Source organism: Bradyrhizobium sp. Y36 (assembly GCF_002531575.1).
GTDB lineage: Bacteria > Pseudomonadota > Alphaproteobacteria > Rhizobiales > Xanthobacteraceae > Bradyrhizobium.
Map to the genome: position 1 here is coordinate 197382 of NZ_NWTI01000006.1, position 14143 is coordinate 211524.

General features: G+C 65.4%; 14 protein-coding genes. 8 read left to right on the plus strand and 6 right to left on the minus strand.

The genetic code is table 11. From position 1 onward, the window contains the following. The first annotated feature begins 120 nt into the window (after positions 1-120). Both CO669_RS13440 and CO669_RS13445 read left to right on the plus strand, forming a co-directional pair. Positions 121-918: a fumarylacetoacetate hydrolase family protein gene (locus tag CO669_RS13440; RefSeq protein WP_097660279.1), complete on the plus strand. Its 798-nt coding sequence runs from the start codon at positions 121-123 to the stop codon at positions 916-918. Positions 919-1284: 366 nt separating this feature from the next. Beyond that, positions 1285-1665 (plus strand): hypothetical protein, encoded by a 381-nt coding sequence (locus tag CO669_RS13445; protein ID WP_097660280.1) that lies wholly within the window; start codon positions 1285-1287, stop codon positions 1663-1665. A 10-nt stretch (positions 1666-1675) separates the two neighbouring features. Here CO669_RS13445 and CO669_RS13450 read toward each other — a convergent pair whose 3' ends face one another. Genes CO669_RS13450 through CO669_RS13465 form a run of 4 tightly spaced genes read right to left on the minus strand, consistent with a single transcriptional unit; the run spans position 1676 to position 4990 of the window. After that, positions 1676-2416, minus strand: coding sequence for an IclR family transcriptional regulator (locus CO669_RS13450; RefSeq protein ID WP_097660281.1), 741 nt, complete (start codon positions 2414-2416; stop codon positions 1676-1678). A gap of 20 nt (positions 2417-2436) precedes the next feature. Continuing rightward, positions 2437-3288 (minus strand): HpcH/HpaI aldolase/citrate lyase family protein, encoded by an 852-nt coding sequence (locus CO669_RS13455; RefSeq protein ID WP_198963996.1) that lies wholly within the window; start codon positions 3286-3288, stop codon positions 2437-2439. Beyond that, entirely contained in the window at positions 3288-3770 is a 483-nt protein-coding gene (locus CO669_RS13460; RefSeq protein ID WP_349627009.1) for a MaoC family dehydratase, read from the minus strand. Before CO669_RS13460 ends, CO669_RS13455 begins: the two co-directional genes overlap by 1 nt. A 17-nt stretch (positions 3771-3787) precedes the next feature. Continuing rightward, positions 3788-4990, minus strand: coding sequence for a CaiB/BaiF CoA transferase family protein (locus CO669_RS13465; RefSeq protein WP_198963997.1), 1203 nt, complete (start codon positions 4988-4990; stop codon positions 3788-3790). A gap of 219 nt (positions 4991-5209) precedes the next feature. Between CO669_RS13465 and CO669_RS13470 the strand changes: the two genes are divergently transcribed. From CO669_RS13470 to CO669_RS13495, 6 genes are read left to right on the plus strand one after another with little or no spacing between them, the layout of a single operon-like run. Next, positions 5210-6238 (plus strand): TRAP transporter substrate-binding protein, encoded by a 1029-nt coding sequence (locus CO669_RS13470; RefSeq protein ID WP_097660284.1) that lies wholly within the window; start codon positions 5210-5212, stop codon positions 6236-6238. Positions 6239-6264: 26 nt separating this feature from the next. Beyond that, positions 6265-6819: a TRAP transporter small permease gene (locus tag CO669_RS13475; RefSeq protein ID WP_097660285.1), complete on the plus strand. Its 555-nt coding sequence runs from the start codon at positions 6265-6267 to the stop codon at positions 6817-6819. Positions 6820-6831: 12 nt separating this feature from the next. Further along, positions 6832-8121 carry a TRAP transporter large permease gene (locus CO669_RS13480; RefSeq protein WP_097660286.1) on the plus strand — a complete coding sequence of 430 codons (1290 nt, stop codon included), beginning with the start codon at positions 6832-6834 and terminating at the stop codon, positions 8119-8121. Between the two features lie 38 nt (positions 8122-8159). Beyond that, entirely contained in the window at positions 8160-9326 is a 1167-nt protein-coding gene (locus tag CO669_RS13485; protein ID WP_097660287.1) for an acyl-CoA dehydrogenase family protein, read from the plus strand. A 25-nt stretch (positions 9327-9351) separates the two neighbouring features. Then, on the plus strand, positions 9352-10905 hold the full coding sequence (locus CO669_RS13490; RefSeq protein WP_097660288.1) for an AMP-binding protein: 1554 nt from the start codon (positions 9352-9354) through the stop codon (positions 10903-10905). A 7-nt stretch (positions 10906-10912) separates the two neighbouring features. Continuing rightward, complete coding sequence (locus CO669_RS13495; protein ID WP_097660289.1) at positions 10913-12157, plus strand: acetyl-CoA hydrolase/transferase family protein; 1245 nt, start codon at positions 10913-10915, stop codon at positions 12155-12157. Between the two features lie 102 nt (positions 12158-12259). Here CO669_RS13495 and CO669_RS13500 read toward each other — a convergent pair whose 3' ends face one another. Next, the gene (locus CO669_RS13500) at positions 12260-12796 is read right to left on the minus strand and encodes a hypothetical protein (protein ID WP_097660290.1); all 537 of its coding nucleotides are present in this window, start codon (positions 12794-12796) and stop codon (positions 12260-12262) included. 13 nt (positions 12797-12809) lie between these two features. Beyond that, on the minus strand, positions 12810-14129 hold the full coding sequence (locus CO669_RS13505; protein WP_097660291.1) for a hypothetical protein: 1320 nt from the start codon (positions 14127-14129) through the stop codon (positions 12810-12812). Positions 14130-14143 lie beyond the last annotated feature (14 nt).

The following is a 14143-nucleotide window of genomic DNA, read 5'->3' on the forward strand; positions in this document are numbered from 1 at the left end:
GCTGTCAAGATGCTCGAAGCTCGCAACGCGGCCGTTCCTGTTGCTGGCATGCTGAAGATCGACTATCAGCCGGCTTGGCGCGCTTGACGCGGCCCAACGACAAGGAAGGGAGCCCCTGAGATGAAACGGACCTCACCGACGCGACGCGATCTGCTCGCAACAGCTGCGGCCGCGACTGCGGCCACCATGGCGGACGTCGTTCCCGCCACAGCGCAGGCCGGGCCCAAGCCGATCTTCCCGGTGCCGATGGTGACGATCCCGATCGTCGGCGAGACCCAGGTGTTCCAGGTCCGGCGCATCTACTGCATCGGGCGCAACTACGCCGCGCACGCGATCGAGCGCGGCTCGGATCCGAACCGCGAGCCGCCGTTCTTCTTTCAGAAGCCGACCGACGCGATCCAGAACGTCGCAGTCGGCGAGGTCGCCGATCATCCCTATCCGTCGCTGACCAAGAACTATCATCATGAGGTCGAGCTGGTCGCGGCGCTGAAGTCCGGCGGCACCAACATCCCGGTCGATAAGGCGCTCGACCACGTCTACGGCTACGCGCTCGGCCTCGACATGACCCGGCGCGATCTTCAGAACGGCATGGCCGCGGAGAAGAAGCCCTGGGAGATCGGCAAGAGCTTTGACCATGCTGCGGTGCTCGGTCCGATTCATCCGGTCAGCAAGACCGGCCATTTCGAGAAGGGCGCGATCTCGCTGGCGATCAACGGCACCGTCAAGCAGAATTCGGATCTCAGCAAGATGATCTGGAGCGTGGCCGAGCAGATCGCAAAACTGTCGGAGGCGTTCGAGCTGAAGGCCGGCGACATCATCTATTCCGGCACGCCTGAAAATGTCGGTCCGGTCGTGAAGGGCGACGTGCTGTTGTGCAAGCTCGAAGGCTTGCCGGACATGTCGATCAAGATCGTGTAGTTCTTTGCCGTTCCCCGCGCGCGGGGACGGCAACCGCATAGGCGAGTGATCTGGGCTGTGGCCATCCTTCGAGACGCCCGCCATTGGCGGGCCCTCAGGATGAGGTCCGGATGCGCGGCACTCGTTTCAGCGAGCGCGATGCTGCTTAGCCTCATCCTTAAGGAGACCGCGAAGCGGTCGTCTCGAAGGACGAGGCGTGCGGTAAGGTGTCGCCCAAAGTCATATGCGGCAACCCTCACGGAGGAAGCGAGCCTATCGTCGCTCACAGCCGGGTTCCATCAATCGATTGCCTTTTGTTGGCCGGCAAGTGAACCTCGTGAGGCCATATTTGAGCACGAGTGATTTCCCGTTGAGGGAGGCGCTCCGATGACCAAGGCTTTGATCACTGCCGTCGTAATGCTGGCCTGTGTGCCCGTGAGCGCGGTTGCGCAGGAGCGCGCGGGTGATGCTGCCCTCGGCGCGGTGTCGGGCGCGGTCGTGCTGGGACCGGTCGGTGCGGTCGCCGGCGCCTTGATCGGCTACACTGCCGGGCCTTCGATCGCCCGGTCCTGGGGCGTGAGAGGTTCGCGGTCGGCAGGACACCGGCCGCCGCGGCGCGCGGCCGCGACCGGAAGTCCACCGCGCACGCGGCAGGCCATGAATGCCAACGGTCAGATGAGAGCTGCCGGCAATCCGGCTCCGCCGGTCCAAGCTGCGCCTGCTGCGCCGGCGCAAGCCTCAGCGCCGCCCGTTCAGGGCTTCGACTGAGACTGCAGCCTCAAGCCGACGCCTTCGGCCGCAGCCGATCGACCGTGCGCGCGATCAGCGCGGCGACTTCGGCGACCTTGGGGCCGATGCGGAATTCCGGGCCGGCGACGACGACCGACAGACGGCGGTCGCCGATCGGCAGGGGGATGGCAGCACCGGCCAGATCGCGGCTGTAATCGCCAAAGCTCTGGCAATAGCCGCGCGCGATCGAGTTGCGCAGCTCGGTCTCCACGGCCTCGATGCTGATCGGCGTCGACGGGCCGTATTGCTTGAATTCGATCTTGCGATAGACGGAGTCGCGCTCCTCCGACGAATATTGCAGCAGCAGCGCGCGGCCGCTTGCGGTGGCATGGATCGGCACGCGGTGACCGATGGTGGCGAAATAGCGGATCGCGGCCGCGGATTCGACCACGTCGATGAACACGGCCATCACGCCGGCCGGCGCCACGATCGATGCGGTCTCGCCGGTCTCGGCAGAGAGATCGGAGATCAGCTGATGCGTCCATTGCGGCAGCGGCTCGACCTCGGAGATCATCCGCGCCATCGCCAGCCACCGCGGCGTCGGATAGAAGCCGGCGCGCGGCCGCGGCTCGTAGAGATAGCCCTTCTCCGACAGCGTCGCGAGCAGGTTGAAGGTCGACGAGCGCGGCCAGCCGAAATGATCGGCGATCTCCGCAAGCGTCGCCGGCTTCCTCGTTTGTGCGAAGAATTCCATGATCTCCAGGACGTTGGCGGCTTGGCGAACGATCATGGCGGGCTTTGCGTCCTTACCTAGGGCTGGCCGAGGATCTTCTTCGCGGCGCGAAGATGCGGCTTGTCGATCATCTGGCCGTCGAGCCGCAGCGTGCCGGAATTGGGATTGCTGGCGAATGCCGCGATCACCTTCTGCGCCCAGTTGCGCTCGGCCTCCGTTGGCGCGAAGGCGGCGTTGACCACATCGACGTGCTTGGGATGGATCAGTGCCTTGGCGGAAAAACCGTCGCGGCGCGCCGCGCGCGTCTCCTGCTCGAGGCCGGCGAGGTTGTCGATATCGGTGTAGACGGTGTCTATCGGCGCGACCTCGGCCGCGGCCGCGGCCATCAGGCAGAGATCGCGCGCGAGACGATAGGGGCTGTGGAACACACCGCCCGAGGCCTTTTCAGTGGCGCCGAGCGAGGCCGAGAGGTCTTCCGCACCCCACATCAATCCGGCGAGCCGCGGGGAGCAACCTTTGTAGCTGCCGAGCCCGAAGATCGAGCCGGCCGTCTCCGTCGCCACGCAGACGATGCGGGTGGTGCCGATCGCGATGCCGGCCGCCGCTTCCAGCGCTTCCAGCCAGGTTGCGACCTGGCGCACGTCATCGCCGCTTTGCGATTTCGGCAGCACGATGCCGTCCGGCTTGCCCGGCAGCACCGCGGCGAGGTCGGCCAGCGTCATGCCGGTGTCGAGCGCGTTGACGCGGACATAGAGCTGATGCGGCCCCGGGCGGCTCTTCAGCATCTGGAGCGTCAGGCTGCGCGCCTCCGGCTTCTTCTCGGTGACGACGGAATCCTCGAGGTCGATGATCAGCGCGTCGGCCTTGCCTTCGCTCGCCTTCTCGAATTTGCGCGGGGAATCGCCCGGCACGAACAGCATCGAACGCATCAGACCGGCCTCTTGTGCATCATCGCCATGCGGCGGCATTTTCCGACGATCTCGTCGTTCTGGTTCAAGGCGTGGTGCTCGAACTCGACGATGCCCGCTTTCGGGCGCGATTTGGATTCTCTCAACGAAAGCACCTTCGTCGTCGCCCGCAAGGTGTCGCCATGGAAGACCGGTTTTGGAAAGGTGACGTCGGTCATGCCGAGATTGGCGACGGTGGTGCCCATGGTCGTATCATAGACCGTCATGCCGATCATGATGCCGAGGGTGTAAAGGCTGTTGAAAATGCGCTGGCCGAACTCGGTCTTCTCGGAGAAATGGGCGTCGATGTGCAGCGGCTGCGGATTGAGCGTCAGCAGGCTGAACATGGTGTTGTCCATCTCCGTGACCGTCCGGGTCAGCGGATGCCTGAACTCCTGGCCTACGGAAAAGTCTTCGAAATAAAGTCCGGCCATCGCGGTTTCCTCCCTGTGTTCTCGTGCGATCTGGCCAGCGCCCGCGCTCAAGGCGGCGCTGCCAGGTGAACTACCTTCTGCTCTGCAAGCTGGTCGATCTCCTCGGCCGAGAAGCCGGCCTCGCGCAGGATGTCGCGGCCGTGCTGGCCGAGCGTCGGTGCGGGACCGGCGGCTTCCGGCTGGGTCACGCTCCAGGTCGAGGGCACGCGCATCTGGCGGATGCGGCTTTCGACGGGATGATCGACCGTCCTGAAGAAGCCGACCGCATCCAGATGCGGATCGTCCAGGATCGTCTCCAGCGTGTGCATCGGCATTACCGGAATGTCAGCGCGCTCCAGCAACTCGCGCCATTCAGCGGTGGTGCGCGTCGTGAAGATCTGGCCGATCTCCGCGTAGATCTCGTCGATATGCCTGGTGCGCGCGGCGTGGTTGGCGAAGCGCGGCTGCTGCAGGAAATGCGGCTGCCCGATCGCCTCGAAGAAGCTGCGCCAGTGCTTGTCGTTGTAGATGAGGACGCAGAGATAGCCGTCGCTGGTCTTGTACGGCTTTCGATAGCGCGACAGCAGGCGGGGATAGCCGCCATGATCGAGCGGCGGGTCGTAGGTGAGCCCGCCCAAATGATCGACCAGCACGAACTCGGTCATGGATTCGAACATGGGCACGTCGATGCGCTGGCCGACACCGGTGCGCTGCTGGTGCATCAGCCCGCCCAGAATCGCGTTGACCATCATCAGCCCGACGATGCGGTCGGCGATGGTGACGGGAACATAGCGCGGCGTGCCGTCGCCGGCGGCGGCAAGCAGCGTGGGAATGGTCGCCGCGCCCTGGATCAGATCGTCATAGGCGGGCTTGGCCGCATACGGCCCGGACTGGCCGTAGCCGAATGCGCCGACATAGACGATGGCGGGATTGATCGCGGCCAGCGTCTCGTAATCGAGGCCGAGCCGGGCCATGGCTTGCGGGCGCACATTATAGACCAGCGCATTGGCGCGCTTCGCGAGCCGCAGCAGCGCGCCGCGGCCTTCCTCCTTCTTGAGGTCGAGCACGATGCTGCGCTTGCCGCGATTGGCGTTGAGGAACATCCCGCCCATGCCGGTTGTGCGGCCGGGTCCGATCTGGCGAACGATGTCACCCTCGGGGCTTTCGACCTTGATGACGTCAGCGCCCATGTCCGACAGCACCTGCGTGCCGTAGGGGCCCATCAGCACCGAGGTCAGGTCGAGAATGGTGAAGCCGGCGAGCGGTCCCATGAGGCCTCGTGGGTAAATTCATATACGTGGAGTTAGAGTTCATAAAAGGAGAGTGTCAATTCGACGGAGATGCTTTTGGCCGCATGGGGCCATGCACAGTTCATATACTTGACAGATAAATTCACATATATGTACATCTTCCTCAAGCAAGAAGTTGAGCGAGGGTCGGCTGGCAGCAAACGGCTGCCGTTCGGCGTGAGGCGCGTAGGGAGAAAGCGAATGAAGAGCAATTGGGTCTGGGCCGCCGCGGCGTTGGCACTCTCACTGCCGGTCTCGACATTGCCGGCGCAGGCGCTGGAGTTGAAGGTCGCCGACAGCTTTCCTGCCGGTCATTACCTCGTCCGCCTGATGCTCAAACCCTGGATGGACGACGTCACCAAGCGCACCAACGGCGCGGTGACCTTCATCTATTATCCGAACCAGCAAATCGGCAAGGCCGCCGACATGTTGCGCCTGACCCAGGCGGGCGTCGTCGACATCGGCTACATCGGGCCGTCCTACGTCTCCGACAAGATGCCGCTGTCGGAAGTCGCGCAATTGCCGGGCGCGTTCGCGACCAGCTGCCAAGGCACGCTCGCCTACTGGAAGACCGCGCGCGAAGGTATCCTGGCCAAACAGGAATACGCACCGAACAAGATCAAGCTGCTGATGGCGGTGGTGCTGCCGCCCTACCAGGTGTGGACCGTCAAGTCGAAAGTGGAAACCATCAAAGACATCCAGGGCCTGAAGCTGCGCACCACCGGCGGCGCGCAGGACCTGACGCTGCGCGCACTCAATGCCGTTCCGGTGCGCATGGCGGCGCCGGACGCCTATGAGTCGCTGTCGCGCGGCACGATGGACGGGCTGCTGTTCCCGCTCGATAGCGTCGTGTCCTACGGCCTCGACAAGCTCGTCAAGCACGCCACCGAAGGCGTCAGCTTCGGCAGCTTCATCGTCGCCTATTCCATCAACCAATCGGTCTGGGACAAGCTGCCCGACGACGTGAAGAAGGCGATGAACGAGGCCTCGGAAGCTATCACGCCCAAGGCCTGCGCCGACGTCGACAAGGAGGGCGAAACCACCAGGAAGCAGATGCAGGACGAAGGTGTCAGCTTCGATCCGCTTCCGGAGGCGACGCGCGCCGAGATCAAGGACAAGCTCAAGGGCGTCGGCAAGGAGTGGGCGAGCGGGCTCGACAGCCGCGGCAAGCAGGCATCCGCCGCGCTGAAGGAGTTCGAAGACTTGCTCGCCGCTGGCGGCGCAAAGTAACCCGGCGGCAACGAGGGAGGCGCGAGGTGATCAAGCGGGCGGGAGATGTGCTCGGCGCGCTGGAGCGCGCGTTGACGGTGATCGCGGTGGTGTTCCTGTTCGCGATCATGCTGCTGGTGGTGACCGACGTGTTCATGCGCTACGTGCTGAACCGTCCGTTTGCCTTCACCTACGATCTGATCGGACTTTACCTGCTGGCCGGCGTGTTCTTCTTCACGCTGTCGGACGGTCTGCGCGAACATGCGCATGTCGGCGTCGATATCCTGCTGTCGCGGTTTTCGCCGGCGGGACGGCGGCTGTCCGAGATCGTCACCGCACTCGCCGGCCTGTTCGTGTTCGTCCTGATCTGCAAGGTCGGGTTCGAGCGCGCGCTGGAGAATTACGAGCAGCACGACGTGCTGGCCGGCGCGATCGCCTGGCCGACCTGGATCTCGGCGGCCCTCGTGCCGTTCGGCTGCGGCGTGCTGGTGCTGCGGCTGGCGCTGCAGCTCGTCGGCAATGTGCTGAGCCTTCTCTCCGGGCGCGACCTCTATCCGCTGCCGCCGGTCACCGGCGTCGGTGAAGCACGCAGTTTCGAGTAACGGGCGATATCCATGACACCCTTCATCGTTCTCGCCCTGTTGTTCGCCCTGCTTGCGCTCGGCACACCCGTCGGCTTCGCCATGGCCTTTTCCGGTTCGGTCGGACTGGTCATGGTCGGCGGCTGGTCCACGCTGTTCGGCATATTGCAGACCGCGCCGCTCTCGACCGTCTCCTCCTACGAGCTGATCACAATCCCGATGTTCCTGCTGATGGCGGATCTCGTGCTGCTCTCGGGCGTCGCGGACGATCTGTTCAAGACGGCCTCGGCCTGGGTCGGCCGCATCCCCGGCGGCCTCGGCATGGCGACAGCGCTCGCCGGCGCCGGCTTCGGCGCGATCTGCGGCACCTCGACGGCATCCGCCGCCACGCTGTCCTCGACCAGCCTGCCTGCGATGATCCGCCAGGGCTACGAGCCGAAGATGGCCGCGGGCGTGGTCGCGATCTCGGGCACGCTGTCGATGCTGCTGCCGACCAGCGTCGCGCTCGTCATCTTCGGCCTGCTGGCCGAGGTGAACATCGGCAAGCTCCTCATCAGCGGCATCATCCCGGCGATCCTCGTCACCATCACCATCATGGCGACGATCTATTTCCTGGTCTGGCAGGATCCCTCGCGCGCGCCGGCCGCGAAGGCGGTGCCGTGGCGCGAAAAGTTCGCGCTGCTGTGGCAGGTCTCGCCGATGGTGGTGCTGTTCTCGATCGTGACGGGGACGATCTATCTCGGCGTCGCGACGCCGACGGAGGCCTCGGCGTTCGGTGCGTTCGGCGCCTTCCTGCTCGCGATCGTCAAGGGCAAGATCACCCCGTCTTCGCTCTATCATACGCTGCTGCGCGCCTGCCACGGCACCTGCATGATCATCATGATCCTCGTCGGCGCCTCGATCTTCGGTTACTTCTTCACGCTCACCCATGTGACCCAGGACCTGGTCGCCTGGATCGGATCCCTGCCGGCCTCGCGCTGGGTCATCATCACCTTGATCCTGTGCGGCTACATCGTGCTCGGCTCGTTCATGGACCAGATCGCGATCCTGGTGCTGACCGTGCCGATCGTTCTGCCGCTGATCAAGACGCTCGGCTTCGATCCGATCTGGTTCGGCGTCATCAAGATCGTCACCGCGGAGGTCGGCATGATCACGCCGCCAGTGGGGCTGAACTGCTTCATCGTCGCCCGCTACGCCAAGCGGCCGGTGGCGGAGGTGTTCCACGGCACCTTCCCGCATTTCATCGCGCACCTGATCGCGATCGCGATTTTGGTGGCGTTTCCGTCTATCATCCTCTGGCTGCCCTCGCAGATGGGGCGCTAGGATCGGAGCTTGCGGCTCCCAAGAAGGAGATCAAGAACATGGATTTCGCGCTCACCGATCAACAGGAAGCCATCCGCGATGCCATCGCAAAAATCTGCGAGGGCTTTCCGGACGCCTATTGGCTGAAGAAGGATCACGACGGCGGCTTCCCGCACGACTTCCACAAGGCGCTCGCTGACGCCGGCTGGCTCGGCATCTGCGTGCCCGAGCAATATGGCGGCTCCGGTCTCGGCATCACCGAAGCTGCGATCATGATGCGCACGATCGCGGAATCGGGCGCTGGCATGTCCGGCGCCTCCGCGGTCCACATCAACGTGTTCGGTCTCAATCCCGTCGTCGTGTTCGGCACCGAGGAGCAGCGCAAGCGCATGTTGCCGCCGATGGTCGAGGGTCGCGAGAAGGCGTGCTTCGCCGTCACCGAGCCTAACACGGGGCTCAACACCACCCAGCTCAAGACCCGCGCCGTCGCCAAGAATGACCGCTACATCGTCAACGGCCAGAAGGTGTGGATTTCGACCGCGCAGGTCGCGCACAAGATCCTGCTGCTGGCGCGCACCACGCCGCTGGAGGAGGTCCGCTCGCCCACCCACGGCCTCAGCCTGTTCTACACGGATTTCGACCGCACCAGGATCAAGGTCCACGAGATCGAGAAGATGGGCCGCAAGATCGTCGATTCCAACGAGCTGTTCTTCGAGGACTTTGAAATTCCGATGGAGGACCGGATCGGCGAGGAAGGCAAGGGCTTCCAGTACATCCTCGAAGGCATGAACCCCGAGCGAATCCTGATCGCCGCGGAAGCTGTTGGCCTCGGCAAGCTCGCGCTGTCGCGCGCGACCGAATATGCCAAGACGCGCGTTGTCTTCAATCGGCCGATCGGCAAGAATCAGGGCATCCAGCACCCGCTCGCGGTGAACTGGGTCGAGCTCGAGGCGGCCTGGTTGATGGTGATGCAGGCGGCCTGGCAATACGACAAGGGCCTGCCCTGCGGCGCCGGCGCCAACGCCGCGAAGTATTTTGCGGGTGAGGCCGGGTATCATGCTTGCGAGCAGGCGGTGATGACGCATGGCGGGTTCGGCTATGCCAAGGAATTCCACGTCGAGCGCTACTTGCGTGAAGTGCTGATCCCGCGCATCGCGCCGGTCAGCCCGCAGCTCGCGCTCAGCTTCATCGCGGAAAAGGTTCTGGGGCTCGCCAAGTCGTACTAGGCTTGCGCGCCCGGGGAGGATCGTCGTGAACCTCGCTCATCATCTCCTGCGTGCCGCCAGATCGGACGCGTCGGCGCCGGCCCTGCTGAAGGGACTGACTGAGGTCGCCGATTACGGCCGGCTTGCCGCGACCGTGGCCTCGCTTGCGGCGTCGCTGCGGCAGCGTCTTGGGCTCGCTCAGGGCGATCGCGTCGCACTGCTGATGAAGAACGTGCCCGACTATGTCGCCTGCCTCTATGCCTGCTGGCACGCCGGGCTGGTCGCGGTGCCCATCAACGCCAAGCTGCACCCGCGCGAGGTCGCGTTCATTCTCGACAATTCCAGTGCGGGGCTCGTGTTCGTGACCGAGGACATGGCGGGCGTCGCGTCGGAGGCACTGGCGCTCGCAACCGTCAAGCCGCTTGTGATCGAGATCGGCTCGGCCGATCATCGCGCCCTGGAGAAGGCCGACGGTATCGGCATCGCCGATGTCGCGATCGCCGATCCCGCCTGGATCTTCTATACCAGCGGCACCACCGGCCGGCCCAAGGGCGCGGTGCTGAGCCATCGAAATCTGCTGGCGATGTCGCTGAATTATCTCGCCGAGATCAATCCGATCGTCCCGGGCGAGGCGCTGCTGCATGCCGCGCCGATGTCGCACGGCTCCGGTCTCTACATGGTGCCCCATGTGCTCGGCATGGGCGCGCAGATCATTCCGGAGAGCGGCCGGTTCGAGCCGGACGAGATCCTGGAGCTGACAAAAAAGCGCGACGGCATCTCGTTCTTTGCCGCACCGACCATGGTGCGGCGGCTGACGGTCGCCGCGGAAGCTGCGGGTGCGACCGCGCCGGGGCTGAAGACCATCATCTATGGTGGCGGCCCCATGTATGTCGCCGATTGCAAGGCGGCGCTCGGCGTGTTCGGTCCGAAGCTGGCACAGATCTACGGCCAAGGCGAGACGCCAATGACCATCACGTATCTGCCGAAGCGCATGCATGCCGAGACCGGGCATCCCCGCTACGAGGAGCGTCTCGCCTCGGTCGGAATCGCGCAAGGCGTCGTGCAGGTGCGCACGGTGGACGAGACGGGCCGCGACGTTGCGCCTGGCGAGATCGGCGAGATCATCGTGCGCGGCGATACCGTGATGTCCGGCTATTGGCGGAATCCGGACGCCACCGCGACCACGCTGCGCGACGGCTGGCTCTACACCGGCGACATGGGCGCCTTCGATGCCGACGGCTTCCTGACGCTGAAGGACCGCTCCAAGGACGTCATCATCTCCGGCGGCACCAATATCTATCCGCGTGAGGTTGAGGAAGCGTTGTTGCGGCACGAGGCCGTCGCCGAGGTTTCGGTGATCGGCCGGCCGCACCCGGAGTGGGGCGAGGAAGTGGTGGCGGTCGTCGTCCCCGTCGCGGGCAGGGCGGTCACGCGCGACGACCTCGACCAGATCTGCAGCGCCTGGATCGCGCGCTTCAAGCGGCCGAAGCACTACTATGCGGCCAGCGAGCTGCCCAAGAACAGCTACGGCAAGATCGTGAAGACCGAGCTGCGGACGCTGCTGGCTGAGTCCTCCGTGCGCCTCGCGCCGATGGCTTGACGCGGTCATGCCCGGGAGCGCGGCGCCGATCGATTTCTCCGGCCTGATCCGTGAGGGCGATCTCGTCGTGTGTGGGCAGGCGACGGCCGAGCCTGTCACCCTGACCGTGGCATTGATGGCGCAGGCGGCGCAGCTTCCGCCGTTTCGCATGATGATCGGGCCGGTGTTCTCCGACACGTTCTCCGCCGCGTGCGCTCCCAACGTGGCGTTCCAGAGCTACGGCGTGATCGGCAACGCGCGGCGGCTGGCGAGGGCCGGGCGCCTCGATGTGATCCCGAGCAACTACAGCACCTTCTGTGCCGACTTCGCCTCGCGCCGCCACAGGGCCGATATCGTCCTGGTGCAGCTCGCCGAAGCCGCTGACGGCCGTTTGAGCGCCAGCCTCTCGAACGACTACGTCATCGATGCCGCGCGCGGTGCGCGTCTCGTGATCGCCGAGATCAATCCGGACGCGCCTTTTACGTTCGGGGCGGAATGGCCGGACCAGGTGCCGATCCATCTGCGTGTAGCCGCGCGCCGGCCGCCCGTCGAACTGGCTTCGCCGCCGCCTGATGACGTCGCCCGGCGCATCGCCACCCATGCGGCGAGCCTGATCGCGGACGGCAGCACACTGCAGTTCGGCGTCGGGCGGATTCCGGACGCGATCCTCTCGTCGCTGTCCCATGCGCGCAATCTCGGCATTCATTCCGGCCTGATCAACGATGCCGTCGTCGACCTGATCGCGTGCGGCGCGGTGACGAATGCGGAGAAGGGGATCGACGCCGGGATCACGGTCACCAATCAGGTGATCGGCACGCAGCGGCTCTACCGCTTCGTGCACGAGAACGAGGCGGTCGCGGTGCGGCCGACGTCTTACACGCACGGCCAGAACGTGCTGGCCCGGATCAACCGTCTGGTCGCCATCAATTCGGCGCTTCAGGTCGGGCTCGACGGCAGCGTCAATTCCGAGACGTTGAGCGGCGTTGCGATCGGCGCGATCGGCGGGCAGCTGGATTTCGTGCGCGGGACCAACGTCTCGCCGGGAGGACGAGCGATCATCGCGCTGCCGGCGACGGCGTCCGATGGGAGCAGCCGGATCGTTGCCCATGTCGAGACGGTGACGACGCCGCGCGCCGATGTGGACGCCATCGTCACCGAATGGGGTATTGCGGAGTTGCGCGGCCGCGGCCTTGCCGAGCGGGCGCGCCGCATGATCGCGATCGCCGCGCCCGCGCATCGCGATGCGCTGTCGGCGCAGCTTCGCGCGCGCTAGGGTGCGATGAGGTCTGGATGAATCGTCATCGCGCTTCAGATTGTTGTTTGCGCATGATCCTCCCGGAAAACCGCTTCGCACGCTTCCGGATCATGCTTTGGCTCAATTCATCATCGCAGCCGTTGGACGCTGGCTCTCGCCGGAGCCGATGATCCCCGGAAGGTCCGTCGCCTCGCCGGCGATCATGTGCGACATGGCCCAGAACAGATGGGCGAGCCGGGAGAACACCATCCGTTCGCGCTCGGCCGGAACGGTGCCATCGGGGATCGTCACCGTCTCCAGCCCGACGACTTTCTTGAAGTCGGGCCAGATCGTCATCGACTGCGCGATCACGGAGTAGCAGCGCGGATCGTCCTCGCTCTCGTCGGGCGCCGGCGACAGGCCCGGATATTGGGTCGGCGTGGCGTAGAATTTGTAGGCGCCATAGCCGAGCTGGAGCAGGAATTTCTCGGGCACGGCGACGTCCGCGGCAAAGGACACCAGCCGCGCCTCGCTCAGAACCTCCGGATCGATCGCGCTGAGGTCCGATGCGCGGAGCGCCGAGCAGAACGACAGATCGCGGTTGTGCTCGCGCAGCAGATTGGCCAGCGGCTGCTGCTGTTGCACGGTGTCGGTGAGCAGAATGATTGTCTTGAGCATCTTGAGGGGTCCCTCAGGGGAAGAGCTGGCGGGCGGTCATCACCGCCTCGTCGGAGGCGTGGCTTGCGAAGAAATCATTGGCGATACGTTGTCCCGGAGCGATCTCCAGGATGCGGTAACGCGCAAGGCTCGCGGCCTCGCGCGCGGCACCGACATCGTCCTGCCAGGCGCAGAGCGAGAGCTCGAGCCGGCCATACCCGCCGCAATCGGCGGCATAGGCCCCGGTCACGGCTTCGACGGTCGCCGCCACCGCGCCCGCGTCGCTGGCCGTGACGTCGCGCAGGATCACGGCGATGCCGCTGGTGGTCGCGGCCTTCGAGGTCATCACCATGAAGGCGTCGCGGGCACCGGTGCGGCCGGCGCGGCGCGCCGTGCGCACGATGCCCGCAAAGCCGGGATCGGGACCGAGCTCCAGCGTCGTCGTCTGCTGGTCGTGCAGGATCGTCGCGCGCGAGGCGCCGAGGTCGCCCTTCAGCGCGTGATAGGAGCGCGGCAGCCAGACCGTATCGAGCGGCACCTGCGACGATGTCAGGCTCCAGGCCTGGTCCAGCAGATAGCCTTCCCAGATCGCGGGATAGGCGGCGGCCAGCTGTTGCCAGGCGCGAAGCAGCCGTTCCGCATGTGCGGATCGACCGAGATAGAGCGTCCGTGCCGACATCTCCCAGCGATTCCACTTGTGCAGGGCGACGTCGCAGCCGAGGAAGGAGGGCAGCCGGGGCGCCTCACGCAGGATGGCAGCGGCATCGACGAACAGCAGCGGTTCGCGATATTTGTTCCACATCCGCACCATGAACTCCGCCTTCTCGAAGCAGAGCAGGCGGTCGTCGAGCTGGGTGTCGATCGCCTCGATATGGCCGTCGAGCTGCAGGCGTTCGAGCGAATGGCGGAGGCGGAGGGACGCGACGGCGTCGACGCCGCGCGGATGACAGGAGACGATCCGCGGCCGGAGGACGGAGGCGCCCGCGGCGGCGAGGAATCTCGCCCAGCCGATGCCGCCCCACCACATCTCGTGCGGGCCGTCGGCGCCGCAGGGGCCGACGGTGCCGAATTCGGTCAGCTTGGATTTGAGGAAATCGAAGCCGGGATTCTCGCTTCTGGGAATGACGATGGCGCAGGCGGGATTGAGCGAGCGGTAAAACAGCTCGGCCGCCGCGCCGCTTGGTGGTTCCCTCAGAATGACGACGCCGCCGTGCCGCCCGTCCGGGACGCCATCGAGCGTGGGCGCACCATACTGCCCAACCAGCCAGCCCAGGCGGTCGTGCTGGGCCCGGCCCAGCCTGACGCCGCCAGCCTGCAGCACCTGATCAAGATTTCCCTGCGTCGCGTCCCGCAATTCCGTGCCCCCAA